The sequence below is a fragment of the Pseudomonas sp. NPDC086112 genome (assembly GCF_044746425.1).
GTDB lineage: Bacteria > Pseudomonadota > Gammaproteobacteria > Pseudomonadales > Pseudomonadaceae > Aquipseudomonas.
In genome coordinates this window covers 79146-98742 of record NZ_JBIVCD010000001.1, presented here as the reverse complement: position 1 = coordinate 98742, position 19597 = coordinate 79146, and the positions used below count along the sequence as shown (strand labels likewise).

General features: G+C 56.5%; 18 protein-coding genes. 13 read left to right on the top strand and 5 right to left on the bottom strand.

The genetic code is table 11. The annotated features are described in order from the left end of the window. The first annotated feature begins 112 nt into the window (after positions 1-112). The 8 genes from ACIPLA_RS00450 to ACIPLA_RS00415 all read left to right on the top strand — a co-directional run bounded on the left by ACIPLA_RS00450 (position 113) and on the right by ACIPLA_RS00415 (position 9060). Positions 113-844 (top strand): hypothetical protein, encoded by a 732-nt coding sequence (locus tag ACIPLA_RS00450; protein ID WP_123496957.1) that lies wholly within the window; start codon positions 113-115, stop codon positions 842-844. A 231-nt stretch (positions 845-1075) separates the two neighbouring features. Next, positions 1076-3148, top strand: coding sequence for a type VI secretion system tip protein VgrG (locus ACIPLA_RS00445; protein ID WP_401170510.1), 2073 nt, complete (start codon positions 1076-1078; stop codon positions 3146-3148). Beyond that, the gene (locus ACIPLA_RS00440) at positions 3145-3996 is read left to right on the top strand and encodes a DUF4123 domain-containing protein (protein ID WP_401170507.1); all 852 of its coding nucleotides are present in this window, start codon (positions 3145-3147) and stop codon (positions 3994-3996) included. The genes ACIPLA_RS00445 and ACIPLA_RS00440 overlap by 4 nt, the downstream gene beginning before the upstream one ends. A 223-nt stretch (positions 3997-4219) precedes the next feature. Continuing rightward, positions 4220-4798, top strand: coding sequence for a hypothetical protein (locus tag ACIPLA_RS00435; RefSeq protein ID WP_259698691.1), 579 nt, complete (start codon positions 4220-4222; stop codon positions 4796-4798). Positions 4799-4809: 11 nt separating this feature from the next. Then, positions 4810-5604: a hypothetical protein gene (locus ACIPLA_RS00430; protein WP_123496964.1), complete on the top strand. Its 795-nt coding sequence runs from the start codon at positions 4810-4812 to the stop codon at positions 5602-5604. A 12-nt stretch (positions 5605-5616) separates the two neighbouring features. Further along, positions 5617-7746, top strand: a complete 2130-nt coding sequence (locus ACIPLA_RS00425; RefSeq protein ID WP_401170503.1) for a lipase family protein — start codon at positions 5617-5619, stop codon at positions 7744-7746. A gap of 430 nt (positions 7747-8176) precedes the next feature. After that, positions 8177-8710 carry a hypothetical protein gene (locus ACIPLA_RS00420; RefSeq protein ID WP_401170500.1) on the top strand — a complete coding sequence of 178 codons (534 nt, stop codon included), beginning with the start codon at positions 8177-8179 and terminating at the stop codon, positions 8708-8710. A gap of 68 nt (positions 8711-8778) precedes the next feature. Beyond that, complete coding sequence (locus ACIPLA_RS00415) at positions 8779-9060, top strand: hypothetical protein (protein WP_256348534.1); 282 nt, start codon at positions 8779-8781, stop codon at positions 9058-9060. Positions 9061-9087: 27 nt separating this feature from the next. Here ACIPLA_RS00415 and ACIPLA_RS00410 read toward each other — a convergent pair whose 3' ends face one another. Next, positions 9088-9285 carry a YbdD/YjiX family protein gene (locus ACIPLA_RS00410; RefSeq protein ID WP_008069978.1) on the bottom strand — a complete coding sequence of 66 codons (198 nt, stop codon included), beginning with the start codon at positions 9283-9285 and terminating at the stop codon, positions 9088-9090. A 15-nt stretch (positions 9286-9300) separates the two neighbouring features. Beyond that, complete coding sequence (locus tag ACIPLA_RS00405) at positions 9301-11358, bottom strand: carbon starvation CstA family protein (RefSeq protein WP_218394833.1); 2058 nt, start codon at positions 11356-11358, stop codon at positions 9301-9303. A gap of 386 nt (positions 11359-11744) precedes the next feature. Here ACIPLA_RS00405 and ACIPLA_RS00400 point away from each other — a divergent pair, with 386 nt between their 5' ends. Both ACIPLA_RS00400 and ACIPLA_RS00395 read left to right on the top strand, forming a co-directional pair. Further along, entirely contained in the window at positions 11745-13106 is a 1362-nt protein-coding gene (locus ACIPLA_RS00400; RefSeq protein WP_401170495.1) for a cache domain-containing protein, read from the top strand. Positions 13107-13139: 33 nt separating this feature from the next. Next, positions 13140-13772 (top strand): response regulator transcription factor, encoded by a 633-nt coding sequence (locus ACIPLA_RS00395; RefSeq protein ID WP_007900295.1) that lies wholly within the window; start codon positions 13140-13142, stop codon positions 13770-13772. 7 nt (positions 13773-13779) lie between these two features. Here ACIPLA_RS00395 and ACIPLA_RS00390 read toward each other — a convergent pair whose 3' ends face one another. Further along, on the bottom strand, positions 13780-14301 hold the full coding sequence (locus tag ACIPLA_RS00390) for a transporter suffix domain-containing protein (RefSeq protein ID WP_401170492.1): 522 nt from the start codon (positions 14299-14301) through the stop codon (positions 13780-13782). A 303-nt stretch (positions 14302-14604) separates the two neighbouring features. Here ACIPLA_RS00390 and ACIPLA_RS00385 point away from each other — a divergent pair, with 303 nt between their 5' ends. The 3 genes from ACIPLA_RS00385 to ACIPLA_RS00375 are packed head-to-tail and all read left to right on the top strand — an operon-like array spanning position 14605 to position 18312. Continuing rightward, a complete protein-coding gene (locus tag ACIPLA_RS00385) occupies positions 14605-16128 on the top strand; it encodes an efflux transporter outer membrane subunit (RefSeq protein ID WP_401170490.1) in 1524 nt (507 codons plus the stop codon). Between the two features lie 5 nt (positions 16129-16133). Then, positions 16134-17273 (top strand): HlyD family secretion protein, encoded by a 1140-nt coding sequence (locus tag ACIPLA_RS00380; protein WP_401170487.1) that lies wholly within the window; start codon positions 16134-16136, stop codon positions 17271-17273. Next, positions 17263-18312: a DUF2955 domain-containing protein gene (locus ACIPLA_RS00375; RefSeq protein WP_401170484.1), complete on the top strand. Its 1050-nt coding sequence runs from the start codon at positions 17263-17265 to the stop codon at positions 18310-18312. The genes ACIPLA_RS00380 and ACIPLA_RS00375 overlap by 11 nt, the downstream gene beginning before the upstream one ends. Here the strand turns inward: ACIPLA_RS00375 and ACIPLA_RS00370 are convergent. Both ACIPLA_RS00370 and ACIPLA_RS00365 read right to left on the bottom strand, forming a co-directional pair. After that, positions 18302-18607 (bottom strand): hypothetical protein, encoded by a 306-nt coding sequence (locus tag ACIPLA_RS00370; protein WP_218394827.1) that lies wholly within the window; start codon positions 18605-18607, stop codon positions 18302-18304. The two genes, ACIPLA_RS00375 and ACIPLA_RS00370, sit on opposite strands and share 11 nt — an antisense overlap. Further along, positions 18604-19530 (bottom strand): helix-turn-helix domain-containing protein, encoded by a 927-nt coding sequence (locus tag ACIPLA_RS00365; RefSeq protein WP_401170481.1) that lies wholly within the window; start codon positions 19528-19530, stop codon positions 18604-18606. The genes ACIPLA_RS00370 and ACIPLA_RS00365 overlap by 4 nt, the downstream gene beginning before the upstream one ends. Positions 19531-19597 lie beyond the last annotated feature (67 nt).

The following is a 19597-nucleotide window of genomic DNA, read 5'->3' as shown; positions in this document are numbered from 1 at the left end:
CGTTACTTGACCGCTACATGCCTTCAACTAATATCCTTTCCACGCACAGCGCAGGTAAGGAAATTGCTGTGCGGCCATCCTTATACCCCACAACAGGAAAAGGAACTCCAACATGGAAAGTGTCGCTATCTCAGCTGCCCAAATCAACTGGAACGGCGGGCAACGCATTACTCTAACCGCAGGAGATACAGCCACCTGTACCGCACTTAGCCCCGGCCAGCTTTATGGCATCTTTATCTACAACTCCGCTCAAAATGACAACAACTCGACTGTCTCCGTGAACTGGAGCAATAGCCAGCCGCCCGTACCGATCACGGTGCCTGGCACCACGGCCAATGCAGGTCTGGCATCGCTGGGTTTTGTCTCGGGCACCGATACTCAAACCGTTTCGGTTTCACTGCCCAGCAATGCCGGTAGCTCCCAGGTCGAAATCTGGTTGGGAAGTGTCGGCATGCCGACCAACACATCGGGGCTGACCAATTATCCGCTACCGGCCGATGGTGAGCAGCATCCGTTCAACAAGTACTCCCGTTACTATGCGGTACCCCCATCCAAATGGATGAACCTGACGATCACCAGCACCATTACACAGTTCCTCTCTTGTCAGTTCCGTGAGGCGCAAGCGACCGTGTTTGTCGTCAATGAGACTTCAAACGGCCTCCTTGCCAATCAGGTTACCAACATTGGGCCTACTGCCAGTGCGGCTGGGAGCGTCAAGATCGTTTACTCGCAGATTCAGAGCATCACCAATAATCTGCAAGGCGACGGCACGCAATGGGTGTGGATGGATGCTGACAGCCCGCAAGACTCTCAGAGCGCGACCATTTCCTTGCAATCGCTTTGAGTTTTCTGGCTGAGTAATAAAGGAAGGCCCCACCCCGTGGGGCCTTCTTTTATTTGGTGTGACGGCCCCAATCGCCTCAAAAAAAATACCTGTATTCATTGCGCAAAACCTCGGCTATAGGGGAAAGCCCGATACCCCTCAGGCCCCGGACCTACGGCATTTCAACCTTGATCATGGCACTTTAATGCTGCACCATCCGCCCCTGCTTTTTCAAAGGACGGAACTCAAGGCATGCTGGACGCAAACGCAATCCATATCTCCCTCACACTCGAAGGCGTTTCCGTCGACCTGCAGGTCCTCAGCTTCGTCGGTCGCGAAGCCCTCAACCAGCCGTTCTGTTTCGACATCGAACTGGTCAGCACCCGCCCCGACCTGAAACTCGAAAAACTGCTGCACAAGCCCGGTTGCCTGACCTTTGGCGCCACCGGCCAGGGCAAAATCCATGGCCTGGTCTATCGCATCGAGCAAGGGGATTCCGGCAAGAGCCTGACCCGCTACAGCATCAGCCTGGTGCCGCAACTGGCCTATTTGCGACACAACCACGACCAGCAGATTTTCCAGCAGTTAACCGTACCGAAGATCATCGCCCAGGTTCTCGAAGCCCGGGGCATTCTGGCCGACGCCTACAGCTTCCAGCTCGGCGCCATCTACCCCGAGCGTGTGTACTGCGTGCAGTACGACGAATCCGACCTGCACTTCATCCAGCGCCTGTGCGAAGAGGAAGGCATTCACTTCCACTTCCAGCACTCGGCCAGCGGCCACAAATTGGTGTTCGGCGATGACCAGACGGTGTTCCGCAAACTCGCGCCGGTGAGCTACCAGCAAGACTCCGGCATGGCCGCCAAAAAACCGGTGATCAAGCGCTTTAACCTGCGCCTGGAAACCCGTACCACCCGCGTCAGCCGCCGCGACTACGACTTCGAAAAACCGCGCCTGCTGCCCGAAGGCGCGGCCAAAAGCGCGTTCGCCCCGGACCTCGAAGACTACGACTACCCCGGCCGCTTCACCGACCGCGCACGCGGCAAGCAACTGGCGACCCGTGCCCTGGAACGCCATCGCAGCGACTACCAACTGGCCGAAGGCAAAGGCGACGAACCGACCCTGGTCAGCGGCCACTTCATGGCCCTGAGCGAACACCCGCGCGCCGAGTGGAACGACCTCTGGCTGCTGCTGGAAATCGTCCACGAAGGCAAGCAGCCGCAAGTGCTCGGCGAGAACATCACCAGCGAGGTCACCGATAACAAGGACGACTTCCACCAGGGCTACCGCAACCGCTTCCTCGCCACGCCGTGGGACGCGCACTTCCGCCCGGCCCTGGAACACCCGAAACCCAAGGCCTTGGGCAGCCAGACCGCCATCGTCACCGGTCCGCCGGGCGAAGAAATCCACTGCGACGAATACGGCCGCGTCAAAGTGCAGTTCCACTGGGATCGCGACGGTCAGGGCAACGACACCAGCAGCTGCTGGCTGCGCGTCGCCACCGGCTGGGCCGGCAACGCCTACGGCGGCATCGCCATCCCGCGAATCGGCATGGAAGTGCTCGTGACCTTCCTCGAAGGCGACCCGGACCAGCCGCTGATCACCGGCTGCCTGTACCACAAGGAAAACGTCGTCCCCTACGACCTGCCGGCGAACAAAACCCGCAGCACCTTCAAGACCCTCAGTTCACCGGGCGGCAAGGGCTACAACGAGTTTCGCATCGAAGACAAGAAAGGCGCGGAACAGATCTACCTGCACGCCCAGCGAGACTGGGATGAAAACATCGAGCACGACCAGAAAATCCGCATCGGCAACGAACGGCATGACACGGTCGAAGCCAACGCGTTCAGCGAGTTCAAGGTGGAAGAGCACCGCCTCACCCATCTGGACCGCACGACCGAAGCGCGGGCGGATGATCACCTCACCGTCGGCGTGACCCGGCATGTGAAAGTGGGGACGGCGCAGTTTGTCGAGGCCGGGACGGAGATTCATTACCACGCCGGGGAGAAGGTGGTGGTTGAGGGTGGCATGGAGCTGACGGCCAAGGCTGGCGGGAGTTTTGTGAAGATTGATGCGGGTGGGGTGACGATTAGCGGGGCTGAGGTGAAGGTTAATTCCGGGGGTGCTCCCGGTGCCGGTACGGGAATCCAGATTCTCGACCCGGTAATCCCATGGGCTGCCGCCAAAGACAAGGCCGGCGCCCTGCTCGTCCCGGCCGCCGTGCAAATGGCCATGGCCAAAGCGGCCCGGGCAGCCGGTGATATCCGCTGCCCGATTTGCGAAGCCTGCCGTGAAGGAAAATGTGATTTGGGGGCAACAGCATGAGCGACGCACTCAACAACTGGCTCGGCGAACAGGCAAAACTCAATCGCGTCCTGATCCTGGCCCTCGACAGCCTCGCCGAACCGAACCCCGTCACCTCGCTGTACAGCGCAGGCCTGATGCAGCGCTCGGTGCAACTCTATCGGCGCACCCAATACGCCGAGTTCGCCGCCATCAGCCCTTGGCTGACCGAACTGCACAATCCCGGCGCCGATGCCTTCCGCAAACTGCTGGACGACCCACAGCGCAACTGGGGCTGGATCGGCAGCATGGACAAAGCCGACCTCGACGGCCTGACCCAACACTGGCAAGCCCGAATGGTTATTGAGGAAGATGGCGAACGTTCGTTGTTCCGCTTTCAGGACAACCGCGTGATTGCTCGCTGCGTTGCCAACCTGAGCGAGGCCGAACGCCCCTTGCTGTTAGGCCCGATCAGCAGCGTGCTGTATTGGGATGAGGAGCAGTGGAAAAGCGCAGATAACGCCAGGCCCGGCATATACCCAGTACCAAACCCCGCGCCATGGTTGCGAATTCCAAACTCGCCGGAGCGTACGCGCAGCATCTTGCGCGAGAACCTGAAACGCTGGTTGCTGGTGTACCACGTCGAGGCCGCCGCCAAACTCACCGAAACCCGCAATGTCCGCGAATGGCTGGAAGAGCAGATGGACCTGCTTGAGGCCTGGCAATGGAACACGCCGGAACAGCGCGAGTTCATGCTCAGCCTGAGACTTGATCCGAAGTGCGCGGACGACATGGCTTGGCAGCCTCTGCCGGGTGAGACGCCGGAGCAACATTTTGCGCGGTGTCAGCGGGTGTTTGATGCACAGCTTGGTGAGTCAGAGCGTGGGTGAGGTTGAGGTGTCTGACGCGACCTTTTCGGGATGTATGCTTTGGTTGTTCGCTGTTGCCGGTGCAATGGCGGCTTCTGGTTGTTCGGCCATCAGGCCTACTGACAGCTTTACGTTGCTGACGGAATTGCCACCGGGGTTCAGCATTAAAGGTGAGGCGTCTTATGTGCCTAGGACGGGAGAGACTTGTACGGTCCCTCCTCGGAAAGGCAGGAACTATCCGGGCTTGAAGTTTTTTGAGCAGAAGCTGAGTAACGATGCACAAACGGCGCGTTTCGAAGTTCCGCTGACGAGCAAGGAAGGTGGCTGTCCTTTGGTGCTTGACACCTTCGCCTATGAGATTGACGCCAAATATGGTGCTGACTTCCGGAATGTAGGTAGGGCCCACACAGGGATCTCGTTCCGGGATGGAAATGCAGACAGTCCCGTTCCGCCCTCAGTTTTGGTATTACAGAAGCAGTGCCAATGGTTCTTTCGCACCGCTGGACCTGACCGTTACATTGTAAAACTTCTGAAATGTAAATCTGTGGAAACGCCGGATCAGGCAAGTGACTCAGATATTAAAGGCCCCATGCAACGTGCTCAGTTCGCGGGAAAGACAATAAACGTAATTTTCGCTATTTCAAGCGAGGAGAGCCCGGCCGTAGGTGATAACTGGGTGAAGTTCCCTGCTGGCTGGAAACGCTGCATGGGTGACAGCCTCGAGGATCCCTACGCATTTTGTGATGGCAATAAAACAGATTTCAAACCCTTCAAAATGCCGGATGGACGTGACTGCACCGTCTACCCCAACTGCACTGAATAAGGACTTTATTTATGGAGACTCGCGACTTTTTCCGTTGCATTACCCGCGTTGTAATCCTCAGTTTGGGAGCGTTTGGGGTTACAGGTTGTTCGTCTGCTCAATCTGACAGTTTCACGCTACTAACTGAACTCCCACCTGAATTCCGCTTGAGAGGTGAAGCGTCGTATGTTCCCCGCACTGGAGAAACATGCACTGTTCCACCCCGCGAGGGAAGAAACTACCCAGGCTTAAAATTCTTTGAGCAAGAGCTTAACAAAGATGCGCAAACTGCCAACTTTGAGATCCCCCTATCCAGCAAGGCTGGAGGATGCCCTTTAGTACTGGATAGCTTTAGTTTCGAGGTTCAAGGCAAATATGGCGCAAAACGACTGGATATCGGGAGAGACTATGCAGGTCTTTCATTCCAAGATGGAATCGCAAACAGCCAATCGCTCATATCACCAATAGTATTTCAGAACGAGTGCCAATGGTTATTTCGTACTATTGGAAAAAAAAATTACATCACGAAGATACTTAAATGCAAAACGGCAACTGATGAAAGCCAGACAGCCAGTTCAATTGTCGGTGGCGCTCTGCAACGTGACCAGCTCGCAGGAAAGACAGTAAAAGTAGTCTTCACTATGATAAACGAGGAAAAACCAGCTATAGGCGATACTTGGGTAAAGTTTCCTACTGGCTGGAAACGCTGCATGGGTGACAGCATCGAGGATCCCTACGCATTCTGTGGTGACAATAAAACTGATTTCAAGCCTTTCAAAATGCCGGATGGACGTGACTGCACCATCTACCCGGCTTGCACTGAATAAGGAAATTCATTTATGCCGGTTAAAAAACCAACGCAACCTCTACTGAACGAAACTAAACCCGCCTGCCCACTCAGAGGCACATGGGTTAGTTTTCAACTAGTGGATGAGTCGGGAGATGGTAAGCCCTATGCAGGTCTCGCCTATAAACTTGTGGATAGTACAGAGCAAATCCATGAGGGAGTTTTAGATGCTGAAGGTTTTGCAAAAGTTGAAAACCATTATGAAGGACCAGTAGCTCTCACTATTGATAACGCTTACAAAGGAGACGAAAAAAATTATAAACTGCTGATGACAAGACCAAACTATCCGCTAAGAATTACCGAACTCCAGGTACGAGCCGAAAAAACCCGCTTCGTTCGAAAAGATGGTTTGCGCGTCGAAAACAATCCTGCGAAAGCCAAAGCTGACCAGTTCTTTCACGTAGAGGTTCGACATCTTGTTGAAAAAAGCAGTCATTTACCTCCTGAATCCAAAAGTAAATACCCACCAAATCAAAACTTGCTAAAGGTGATGGGCGACCTTGGTTTCGGACCGGAAAAGTCAAACTTATCGGGGGTTGCTCTTCTTCCCAACAAACACTCAACCCTCGAAGTTCGGCCACTGCGTGCTTTCCGACCTATGCTTTCAAAAGATAACAAGTTCAGCGCCTTGAATTTGTATCAACTATCTTTGTTTGCCAGCTTGAGCTACAGCAACTTTGGCCAAGAGCCAGCCGAAAACCCTATCGACAGGGTATCGTTCCCATTAGAACCGAGCGTCGGATATATGTTTGGCAATAGCCTTGCCAGCTTCATAGAAACTTGGAAAGTCAATAAAGATCAAACAACTACTTATTATCCGCTTTATGAAGATATACCTTATTCGAAGCGTTTCGAGATCCTGCCATTCGACCCTACGTTGTACAAACAAAACAAGCCTGACTCGGGTGTAAAGCAAGAGCACCCCGCCAAATGGCACTTCTTCGATGATGGCAAGATCAAAGGTGGCAGTGATACCCAGGCGTTCATAACTCACCATGACGAAATCATTCTGATCGCCGTCCGAGGAACCTTGGAAGGCGCGGACTTCTTACGGGATACTGACGCAGAGCAAGTTCCATTTGTGGAAGGTGTAGGTAAAGCACACCAAGGCTTTTACGACGCATTTAAAGCAATGAGCGAATTCATCAAGGTCTACCTCGATCAGTTTTACGCGGGCCAAAAGATCATCGTCTGTGGGCATAGCCTTGGTGGGGCAATCGCTACCTTGCTTGCAGAAGCATTACGACGTGATCCCAACGAGTTCGATATCCTGCTCTACACCTACGGCTCCCCACGAGCCGGCGACGCCGACTTCGTCAACGGCGCTGCAGAACTGGCCCATCACCGCATGGTCAACAACAACGACCCGATCCCAAGTGTTCCCGCGCCATGGATGAACACTCGCAAAAGTATCTGGGTACCCGGTGTAATCATCAGTTTTGTCACCGCCCCTTTAGGCGCACTTATTTTCGCTATAGGCCTGTCGCGAACGGGCGGTTCGCCATACGAGCACCACGGTAATTTGCACCACTTCATGCCCGTCCAGTTTAAAGGACGCGAGCAATCCGCCGTTCTCTGGGATCCAGGTTGCGACTCCATCGAAGAGGCTGCCTGCACCAAGGCATTGAAAAAGTTCGGAGACTTGCCCGACCGTGCCGCTTTTGTGCAGCAACTGTTCCACATGAGTGATCACTACATGGTGCCCTCCTACATTCCGTACGCCTGGGCAACATTGCGTCGCTGGCAGCAAACCCAGGAAAGCGGAACCACGGTGGTGACCAAGACTGAGTACGATCAGGTCTACTATCAACTGCAAGAAATGCAGGACCGTTTGAAGACGAAGGAAGCCGAACTGAACAACGCCTTTCAATATGACCGTCAGGCGAACCAGCGAGAAGCAAGTTTACTGAGAGCGGAAATAGGTCGGTTGAATACAGCCCGGCAACGGCTGCATGCCTTGAGTTTCCTTAAACTGACCCCCGAAGATATTTACGGCTCTGCCACCCAGTCGCCGGAACATAAAATCAACGTCGATCGCTGGATGGCAAAAAAAGAAAACAAAGTCGAGGTCCAGCTAGCGATGATTCCTCAAGCGAGTAGCAGTAACTTGAGAACGGCTTAGGTTTCAGTGCGTCCCGCAAACAAGCCAGCGTCCACGAGAGACTGGCTTGTTTGTAATGCGGTGACCTCAGACCGGCGCCTTCCACACCATCATCCGCTGCTGAGCAACCGTCAACAGATTGCAACAAAGCACCGGGTCAAACACCGCGACCTTGATGTCCAGTTCGACCAGAGCGGCGAGGCTCTCCGCCTAGGCGAGCGCGCAATGAAATTTTATTGGCTTATCATCTCCTCCGCCTTTCTTACCGCATGCAATTACAGCGAACCAAACACAGCAGATAAAAGGTGATGACACGCTTTATGAACTCTTATTGAATAAGGTAATGCCAAATCGACACGATGTAGACGAGTGGTATCACGATGTATATACGCCACTAATTCAACGAAAAACAGTTCTCGAGAAAACAGACCGTACTCAGGGATAATATAAAATGAAAACCGTGCGGCTGTATTTAATCACTGTCTTGTTTATAGGGGCTGCCTATGCAGAGCCGCCCAAGTCAATTCTCGGCTGCCCTTTGTCTGATGGAACACAGGTGTCCTTACTGGCCGAGTCAACTGCCGAGGGTCAGCGCTTATTTCTTAAGCTCGATCAGAAAACGCAGACTGCATTTACGGACATGCCTGATACCGACTTTGTCGGGCAGGTGGTCCTGGCAAAGTGTATTTCCTCCAGCTTTATATTTGCGCTCAACTACGGCTCACCGTATTTGAAAGGTGTTGTTTTACGCAAAAACCCCGTCAGTCATTCGATCGAACGAATCGATTTTGCAGAGAAGTCCCTGCCCCGCTGGCTTTATCTTGGACAAGAGCAAATGCGGTTGGTCATTCCAAATATCGGGAACGAGGTCCCAGGAAAGTTCCTGGTTTATGACTACTTCGCGGAAAAAGGGCAACCAGAGGAAGCAGGTAGTGTTGATGTTCGGCCAGATACCCATGGGTTCAAGGTTTTACGCCTGAAATGAGCGCATCATCCCATTGAATACATCACCGTCGGACATCTAGCTTCAAAGCCTGCCCGCAGGAGGCAGGCTTGTTTTTGAAGGTGCGCGTCAGACCGGAAAGATTAAACGAGAAGGCTCCTGACCTAGCCTTTGAATTGCCGGATAACACCCCAGTCATCAGGCTGGAATTGATCGCTACGGTGTACTTCAAAGAGGGCTATTTGCTTGAAAACAAGCAAAAGGTCATGGAGTGTTTCGCCCGCTTCAAGGAGGAATTCGGCCAATATCAGAAAGTACAACAACAAAAAAAAGCCCGGCCTGCCAACGATAGCGTCTCGAAGATCGCTATCGCCGGCAGGCCGGGCTTCTAAAGCAAAATACCGCTTAAATGTTTCGCATCAACAGCACTTCGGTCCCGCCTTGCTGCCGTAACGAGCTTCCTGGCGTTCGCGAAAGAACACTTCGTAACTCATCAGCGGTTTGTCCGGGTGTTTGGTTTGCATATGCTCGACGTAAGTGTCGTAGTCGGGCATGCCGACCATCAGGCGTGCAGCCTGACCGAGGTATTTACCGAGGCGACTCAGGTCATTGAACATGGGCACCCTCCTCCATCAAGCATCCGGCAAAGCCTGGAACGGCGCTTCTTTATCCGTACGTTCTTTGGTGCCCCAGGCGCCTATACCGACCTTGAGTGCAAAGAACAGGATGCTGAACACCACGAGCAAAAACAGCGCGGTCAACGTTGCGTTGGTGTAGGCGTTGTAGATGACGTGCTGCATCTGCTCGATGCTTTTGGCCGGCGCGAGGACCTGGCCGTTGGCCAAGGCGTCGCTGTACTTTTTCGCCAGCGCCAGGAAGCCGATTGCCGGGTTGGCGTCGAACAGCTTGATGAAGCCTGCGGTGGTGGTGCAGATCAGCAGCCACACCGCTGGCAGCATGGTGACCCAGACGTAGCGTTGGCGCTTCATTTTGATCAATACGACAGTTGCCAGCATCAGCGCGATACCCGCCAGCATCTGGTTGGAGATGCCGAACAGTGGCCACAAGGTGTTGATCCCGCCCAGCGGGTCGATCACGCCTTGATACAGCAGGTAACCCCACATCGCCACGCAACCGGCGGTTGCGATCAGGTTGGCGGTCCAGGATTCGGTGCGCTTGAGCGCTGGAACGAAGGAGCCGAGCAAATCCTGCAGCATGAAACGCCCGGCACGGGTGCCGGCATCCACCGCCGTCAGGATGAACAACGCTTCGAACAGGATCGCGAAGTGGTACCAGAACGCCATGGTGTTTTCACCCGGCAGAAGTTGATGCAGGATCTGCGCGATACCAACCGCCAGGGTCGGCGCACCACCGGCCCGGGCCAGGATGGTGGTTTCACCGATGTCCTTGGCCACTGCTTGCAGCGCTTCCGGGGTAATTGCAAAACCCCAACTGCTGACCGTCTGCGCCACTGAAACAGCATCCGCGCCGACAAGGGCCGCCGGGCTGTTCATCGCAAAGTACACGCCTGGCTCGATCACCGACGCAGCCACCATGGCCATGATGGCGACGAAGGATTCCATCAGCATGCCGCCGTAACCGATGTAACGGGCATGACCTTCATTGGCAAGCAACTTCGGCGTGGTGCCGGAAGCAATCAGTGCGTGGAAACCGGACACCGCGCCACAGGCAATGGTGATGAACAGGAACGGGAACAACCCACCTTTCCATACCGGCCCGGTGCCATCGATGAACTGGGTCAATGCCGGCATTTTCAGGTCGGGCATGGTGATCAGAATGCCGATCGCCAGCGCAACGATGGTGCCGATTTTGAGGAAGGTCGACAGGTAGTCACGCGGCGCCAGAATCAGCCACACCGGCAGTACCGCCGCGACGAAACCGTAGCCAATCAGCATCCAGGTGATCTGGATTCCAGTGAAGGTGAACGCCTTGGCCCACACCGGGTCAGCAGCAATCTGCCCGCCCAGCCAGATCGAACCCAGCAGCAGTGCCACGCCGATCACCGAGATTTCACCGATGCGGCCCGGGCGGATGTAGCGCATGTAGATGCCCATGAACATCGCGATCGGGATGGTCGCCATCACCGTGAAAATGCCCCAAGGGCTTTCGGCCAGGGCCTTGACCACGATCAGCGCCAGCACCGCGAGGATGATGATCATGATCAGGAAGCAGCCAAACAGCGCGATGGTCCCGGGGATGCGGCCCATTTCTTCACGGACCATGTCGCCCAGGGAACGGCCGTTACGGCGGGTGGACATGAACAGGACCATGAAGTCCTGAACCGCACCGGCCAGCACCACGCCGGCGATCAGCCACAGCGTACCGGGCAGGTAGCCCATCTGCGCCGCCAAGACCGGGCCTACCAGCGGCCCTGCGCCAGCGATCGCTGCGAAGTGGTGTCCGAAGAGCACGTGTTTGTTGGTCGGTACGTAGTCCAGACCATCATTGTTGAGTACGGCGGGAGTGGCTCGATTGGGATCGAGCTGCATCACCTTGGTGGCGATGAACAGGCTGTAATAGCGGTATGCGACCAGATAAATAGCGACTGCTGCGACTACGATCCAGAGGGCGTTGATGGCTTCGCCGCGGCGCAGGGCCACGACACTTAGCGCAAACGCTCCCAGGACAGCCACGGCAAACCAGGCGAGGTGTTTAGCCAGACGGGGCATAGCGTGTCTCCTGCCGACAGCCAGTAGCTGCGGCGGTAATTATTATAATTGTGTCCGCAGTGCGGAGCGGGCCCAATATCCGCCCATGCTGTCGACAAATAAATCCGCGTTACTACGTACGTGGTGTCTACGTAGTTCTACGTAGATGACGCTGATCTGTCAGATGAAATACAAAACCTGTGGGAGCGGGCTTGCTCGCGAAGAGGCCAGTACATTCAACATCACCGTTGACTGACAGACCGCCTTCGCGAGCAAGCCCGCTCCCACAAGGTTCTGCGTTTTCATCACAGCCGCAGGTCATTCTGTCCAGCATTGCTACTGGAGGCGCGTATCTTTGGCATATGATGCCTGGCCTTCGCCTTCCCTCGGTCTGGCCAGGAGTAGAGATGCAGCTCAAACACAAAATCGTCGCGCTCGGGATCCTGCCGCTGGTGTTGGCGATCGCGGTCATCTGCGCGCTGGTGATTTCCCTGAACCGGCAACTGGGTGATCAACAGGCGCAACTGATCGAAGACAGCATTCTGGCCAGCAAGCGCGCAGAACTGAAAAACTACGTCGAAATGGCCCAGAGCCTGATCGCGCCGCTGTACGACAACGGCCGGGGTGATGAGCGCGCGCAGCAACAAGTGCTCGAAGAACTGCGCAAGCTCAGCTTTGGCATCAACGGCTACTTCTTCGTCTACGACCGCGAAGGTCGCAGCCTGATGCACGCGCGCCAGTCAGAGCTGGTGGGCAAATACCTGTGGGACATGACCGACCCTCACGGTTTGCCGGTGATCCAGGCGTTGCTTAAAAGTGCGCAATCGGGCGAAGGTTTTCAACGTTACGCCTGGAACAAACCCTCTTCCGGCCAAGTGACCGACAAGCTCGCTTACGTGGTGATGCTCGACCGTTGGGGCTGGATGCTCGGCACTGGCATCTACCTTGAAGACGTTGAACGCGCCACCCGACAGGCCCGTGACGAGGTGGCTCAGGGCATCCGCAAAACCATGCTGGCGATCGCCGCGGTGGCCCTCGTGGCGGTGCTGTTTGTCTTCGCCAGCGGCATGACGCTGAACGTCAGCGAGCATCGCCTGGCCGACAAAAAACTCCAGCGCCTGACCCAACGCATTGTCAGCCTTCAAGAGGAAGAACGGTCACGGGTTTCCCGAGAGCTGCACGACGGCATCAGCCAGCTACTGGTGTCTATCAAGTTTCAGTTCGAACTGGCCAGCCATGTGCTGGAGAATGGGCAAGACAAGGGATTGAGCATTTTAAGAGACGCCACGGAGCGCCTCGGGGATGCGATTGGCGAAGTTCGCAGCCTCTCTCACGACCTGCGCTCGTCGCTGCTCGACACCCTCGGCCTGCCGGCGGCAATCGGTCAACTCGCCGCAGAATTCGAGCAGCGCAGCGGTCTGGTCGTGACTTTCAACGATAACGAATTCGACTGTCATCTGGTCGATGGCGCCGCCGTCTCGTTGTTTCGCATCGTGCAAGAAGGCCTGACCAATATCGAACGCCACGCACAAGCAAAAAACGTCATCATTACCCTGCACGGTTCTGAAAAGTCCGTACGTTTGACAGTGGTCGATGACGGCATCGGTTTCAACGTCGCCCAAGTCGAACGTCGTCACGCGGGCATTGGCCTGCGCAACATCCGTGAACGTGTCGAGCATTTTGGCGGTCGATTCGACCTGACCTCGATGCCGGGAAGAAGTGAGCTGGACGTGCTGCTGCCGATGAAAATGCCCGGTACAGAACACTGACTCAACCCATAACAATTAGAGTGAATGCCTGCGATGAACCTGCCCTACCCGATCCGCGTCGCCCTGGTTGACGATCACTCCCTGGTCCGCGACGGAATCAAATCGCTGCTGGCGGTCATGACGCAGCTGGAAGTGGTGGGAGAAGCCGAGAATGGCGCCGATGCCATTGAAATGGTCGGGCGCTGCCAGCCGGATCTGTTGCTGGTCGACATCAGCCTGAAGGACATCAATGGCCTTGAGCTGACGCGGTTGTTACGCAGCCAATACCCGTCGCTCAAGGTGTTGGTGCTGAGCATGTACGACAACTATGAATACGTGAGTGAATCCGTTCGCTCGGGTGCCAGCGGCTATGTGCTGAAGAATGCGCCTTCACGGGAAATCATTGCGGCAATCGAAGCCATTGTCAGCGGCGGGACGTTCTACAGTGCCGAGATCGCACAGCGGCTCATCGCCGATAAAAGTACCGACAACGAGCTGACTCCGCGCGAAAGCCAGGTGCTGTACAAGATGGCTCAGGGGCTGAACAACAAGGAAATGGCTCGTGAACTGGATATCAGTGTGCGGACTGTAGAAACTCATCGCCTGAGCATCCGTCGCAAGCTCAACATCGACAAACCCGCCGCACTTGTAAAGTACGCGATCGATCACGGGATCATTTCGCGTTAGAGGCGATTCACACTGCGCTCGTATTAACGACACGTGCCGTGCGAATAAATAACGCGCGTACCTTGTCCCAGAAATTGCCCCCCAGCACAAAAAAGCTGCCGATCAACATGGCATCGCCCAGCGCCTGGAGCTGCCAGATATTGGGTCTCAGCCCCGGCCAGATAGTATCTATGTAAGGTTCGAGAAATCCCGAAATCAGCGGCAGGCAAAACATCACGAGGCCGATTCTATGGCGAGCCGGGCCTACTTCCACGTCTGCCGGTGCAAGTGTGGAGACGTAACCGAACATGCTGCGTTTGAGCTGCTGAAAGCCGGATTTGCCCATAATGGCTATGACCAGAATCAACAGAACCTTGTTACTGATAAACAAAACGCCTGTCAGTGCCGCGATCTTTGAGCCGGGCACATCCAGTGCGGCAGCGATAGGCACCATCAGCCAGGATCCCAGCATCAAACAGATAATCGCGATGCCCAGTTTGAAGCGCCAACCAGCGGAACTAGGTGCGTTGTCATCCTGAGGGTTGCTCATGGTCTTCTTAACCTTCATTTTTTGGCCGGGATTAATGGATCTTCAGAAGCGTAGCAGTTAGTCGATCCCGGATCATTCAACATGACCTTGTATTTGTCGCAGCTGTACTAACCTAAGCGAACCAGCTCAAGCCTTGATGCCTGTAGGAGCGAGGCTTGCCCGCGAAGAATGCACCGCGGTTTTCCAGGTATTACGCGTCATCGTTCTTCGCAGGCAAGCCTTACTCCTACAGGATTTGTGTAGGCACTCAATACTTGGGGACGCTCGGATGAGGTTTTCCCGTTATCTGTTTGTAGTGCAACGATGCTGACGCGCTCGGGTCGGCTGCTTCTGCTATGCGCCCTCGGCCTTGGCGGTTGTGTCCGTCTGGGGCCGGATTTTCAGCCCCCCGGCGAGGCCTGGACAAAACTCTGGAGCAGCCCCGCGCTTGAGCAAGCCAGCCAACGAAGCCTGAGCCCCGACATTCGCCAATGGTGGCAAGTGTTCGCCGACCCGGTCCTCGACGCGCTGATCGCCGAATCGGATGCGCACAATTCCAACCTGAAAATTGCCGGCCTCCGCGTCATGGAAGCCCGTGCCCGGTTGGGCATTGCGCAAAGCGGGCGTTATCCGCAGCTGCAACAGGCCAGCGCCGACAGCTTGTACTTCAACCGCAAGCAGTCCGGTGGCAGCAACCCGCAAGACAGCCACTTCTGGCAACACAGCGCGGGCTTTGATGCCGGCTGGGAACTGGACTTCTGGGGGCGTTTCAGTCGAGCCATCGAGTCCTCCGATGCCAGTTACTTCGCGGCTCAAGCCAACTATGAAGACGTTCTTGTACTGCTGCGTGCTCAGGTGGCCGATACCTACTTTTCGTTGCGCACCACCGAAGCGCGTTTGCGCGTCGCCCGAGAAAACGCCGAACAGCAAAAGCGCAACTTTGAGATCACCGAAAAACTGTTCAACAGTGGCCAGAGCGCCGAACTCGACTTGCAACAAGCCAAGACCCAATACCTGGGCACCTTGAGCAGCATTCCGGATTTTGAGGCGCAAGTAGTGCGCACCCGTAACGCGTTGGCTGTGCTGATCGGACAGCCACCCAGCGCCCTGCCCCAATTGCTTGAAAACGAGGGACTGATCCCGCTGGTGGACCAAGCCGTGCTGCAAGACGTGCCGGCCAACCTGTTGTTACGTCGACCGGACGTGCGCGCCGCCGAGCTCAATGTCGCGGCGCAGTCGGCTCTGATCGGTGTGGCGCAAACCGACTTCTATCCGTCGCTGACCTTGCTGGGCAGCATCGTCTGGACCACCGATACGTTGAGCGGCACCTCCAACAGCCTGGACCTGATCGGCGGTCCCAGTTTGCGCTGGAACCTGTTTGACCACGGCCAGATCAGCAACAACGTGCGCATACAGGATGCGCGGTTGCAGCAGCTGATTGAGGTTTATCGCGACAAAGTCCGCCAGGCCGCACGAGAGGCCGATGATGCCGCCAGCAGCCTGATCAAATCACTGGAACGCGAGCGCATCCTGGGTGAAGCGCAGGTCGCCGCAGCGCGTTCATTGAGCCTGGCCAGCACTCAATACCGGGAAGGTTACTCGGACTTCCAGCGCGTGCTGGACGCTCAACGCGCATTGCTCGAACAGCAGGACAATTACCTGCTCAGCCGCAGTAATGCCGTGAGCAACCTGATCGCTCTGTACAAAGCCCTTGGCGGTGGGTGGTACAGCGCCCAGCCGACAGTCGATCAAAACACTCGCCAGCAAATGGAACAACGTACCGACTGGGGCAACCTGCTGAATGAGCCGGCCCCTTCGCAAGCCTCTTATCCCGAGCCAGAAGGTTAAAGCCGATGACTGAACCCTCGCCGCCCGTCACTGAGGCGCCTTCCCCCAAGGCATCCGAGCCTGCCGCCGATCCTGCAAAAAAGGGCATCAAGTGGGTGATGCTGCTGATCGTCCTCAGCCTGGCCTGGTACTTGTTGGCTGACCGTTTCACACCGTATACGCAACAGGCTCGGGTGGGCGCCTTTGTCATTCCGGTGGCCTCCGAAGTGGCGGGCCAGGTGATCCGTGTGAATGTGCGCAACAACCAGGACGTCAAGGCGGGCGATGTGCTGTTTGAAGTGGATCAGCAGCCCTATCAAATAGCTGTCGACCGCGCACGCGCAGACCTTGAATCGACACGCCGGCAGATCGGTGCCAGCACGGCCGGCATTGCTTCGGCTCAAGCCAATTTGCGCGCCGCCCAGGCCAATGAACTCAAGGCGCGGCAGGACAATCAGCGCCTTGAAGGTTTGTACCGCGAAGACCCTGGCACCATTTCCGTGCGCCTGCTGGAAGTCTCTCGGGCCAGCCGTGAGCAGGCCATCAGTCAGGTCGCCGCAGCCCGTGCCGAAGTCCAGCGGGCACGGGAACAGGAAGGCGGCAGCGAAGAAGACAACGCGCTGTTGCGCAGCGCCGCCACGGCGTTGTCAAAAGCTGAACTGGACTTGTCCAACACGCAGATTCGCGCACGGTCGGCGGGTCTGATCACCGACCTGCGCACCGATGTCGGACAGTTCGCCACTGCCGGCAGCCCGGTCATGACCCTGATTGCCATCCACGATGTGTGGATCAGCGCGGACATGACCGAAAACAACCTTGGCCTGGTCGAGGTCGGCACCCCTGTTTCGATCGTGCTGGATGCCCTGCCGGGGAGGGTTTTCGAGGGGCGTGTGCGCAGTCTCGGCTACGGTGTCAGCGTCGGTCAGAGTACTGCGCCCGGCAGCCTTCCCAGTGTGCAGAACAGCCGCGACTGGCTGCGTCCGGCCCAGCGTTTTCCAGTGATTATCGAGTTCTCCGAGGACTCAAGGAAAACGCTGTTCGCCAGCCGCGCCATCCGTGCCGGTGGGCAGGCTGAAGTGATGGCATTCCCGACTCAAGACAACCCATTGAACCTGCTCGGTCGTTTGTTCGTTGGGCTAATGAGCTGGCTGAGCTATGCCTATTAAGGGCGTGCCTACCCAGCGCACGCCCCGGGTTCAGCGTGCGTTGCGCATGGGCACAGGCACCGCATTGTGCCTGGCGGCCAGCTTCGGCCTGGGCTTGCCGATCCCTTTTCTCGCGCCGGTGCTGGCCGTGTTGCTGTTGGCTTCCCTCAATCGGCCGCTGCCATTGAAGGCCGGATTGATTCTCGCTCTGGCTGCGATGTTAACCACCGGCGTCGGCCTGTTGTTGATTCCAATCCTGCGTTACTACCCGATTACCGGTGTGCTGCTGATTGGCGTCAGTATGTTCCTGGCGTTTGGTTTTGGCCTGCGCGGCGGCAACGCCTTGATCATGACCTTCATGATCATTGGCCTGACGATGATTTCTTCGGCCGGCGTCGCCGAGTTCGATCTGGCGATGATGGTCATCGGTGCCCTGGTCAAGGGCTTGATCCTCGCCGTTCTCGTTGTGGGGATTAGTCACTGGCTGTTTCCCGACCCCGCCAATGCGCCCTCCCCACCCGCCGCCAGCGCTTTGCCGGCGCAAGAAGTTAGCAGGGTTGCACTGCGTGCAACCCTCATTGTTATACCGGCATTCCTGTTGGCCCTGATCGACCCGGCGAGCTATCTGCCGATCATCTTGAAAGCGGTCAGTCTTGGCCAACAGAGTTCGACGACAACGACGCGCAACGCTGCTCATGAATTGCTCGGTTCGACCTTCATGGGTGGCCTGTTGGCTGTTGGGTTCTGGTGCGCACTCAGCCTGTTTGTGCACTTGTGGATGTTCTTTCTGTGGATGCTGTTGTTCGGCTTGCTGTTGGCGCGCAAGCTCTATGCCCTGAGCCCGACCCGACAAACCCCGGGGTTCTGGCTCAACAGCCTGGTCACGCTGATCATCCTGCTGGGTCAGTCGGTTCAGGACAGCCTCGCCGGGAAAGACGTCTATACCGCCTTCGCCGTGCGCATGGGATTGTTTATCGCCCTCACGCTCTATGCCTTGCTGATGGTCCACCTACTTGATCGGCGGCAGCGCAATCCACGTGTCACTCAGCTCACGGAGTGACCTGATAACCCCGCCCTTGCAGGCAGCCGTGATAGTGCTGTTTCACATCGACCTCGACCGGCTCATAAAACTCGTCATGTTGACGTCCAAGTACCTGCGTAGCATCCACCGCAGCACCCTCCGAGGCTGGCGGGCCAGAGGTGCTCTGGCTGGCCGTGACGTTGCTGCAATCGTCGATGTCCAGCTGGATTTGTTGGGAGCTCTGCCCGTTCAAGGGCACGACCGTTTCGGCCTGAACCGGCGTATAGACCATCGACATGACGGCACACAGGCTGAAAGAAGTTAACCGACTCATGATGTTCTCCGACACGGTCCGTTGTGTTTGCGGGCCAGCGTTTGGCTGGGAAGTTCCTGGAACAACGCTCGATAACTGCTGGAAAATCGTCCCAAATGCCAGAACGACCAATTCATCGCCACTTGCGCGACCGTGGTTTCCCCGGCTGTTCGTCTGAGCAATTCGCGGCGCGCGCTGTTGAGCCGACGCAAGCGCAACCAATGCGTGGGTGTCATTGCGGTATACGCCTTGAATGCATGCTGCAACTGACGCAGCGAAACCCCGGCCACCTGGGACAGCTCCAGCAAATTGAGGGTTTCTTCCGGGGTATCGGCGGCCCATTCGGCGACGCGTTTCATGATCGTTCGCTCCTCCGCCCGGCGCTGCAAACCTGCGCGATCCAGGCACACACAGGCGTTATCGAGGATGTACAAACAGTCCTCCAACAGTTGCTGGGTCAACGCCTCTTTGCTCGGCGGATCCAGCGTCTGCGTCAGCCGCGTCAACGTCCCGCTCAACCAGCGACTGAACAGCGCGTTCTGCCCTGAATTGAGCGGCGACATGAACAAGCCTTCGAGCCGCGCCACGTCCAGGCCATGGCGCTGAACGAATTCCGGACCGAACACCACGGCGATTTCCTGGTAGTTCTCCGGGGTGATCCAGATATTGCGGCTTTCACCGTTCAACACGTACAGCGAGTTGTCGCTGCGATCGAAACAGAACGCCAGCGAGCCTTGTGGGGCACTGAAATTCTGCTCGACCCGGGTGTTCATCTGTTCCTCGTAAATCTCGACGCCTTGCAAATCCAGATAGCGCACCCTTCCGGCGAAATGCCCCGGGGACATTTGCTGATAGTGCTGCACCCAACCCGGTGTGGCGCGGATTTGCTCGGCCACGTCGGCGGTGTTGAACGCTTGAACCTGCAATGGATTGCACGCTGTCATGGGGTGCCTTACGCACTCTTTTGGTGCGCTCTGTGCTTGTTCAAAGTGGATAGATGGAACGGCAAGG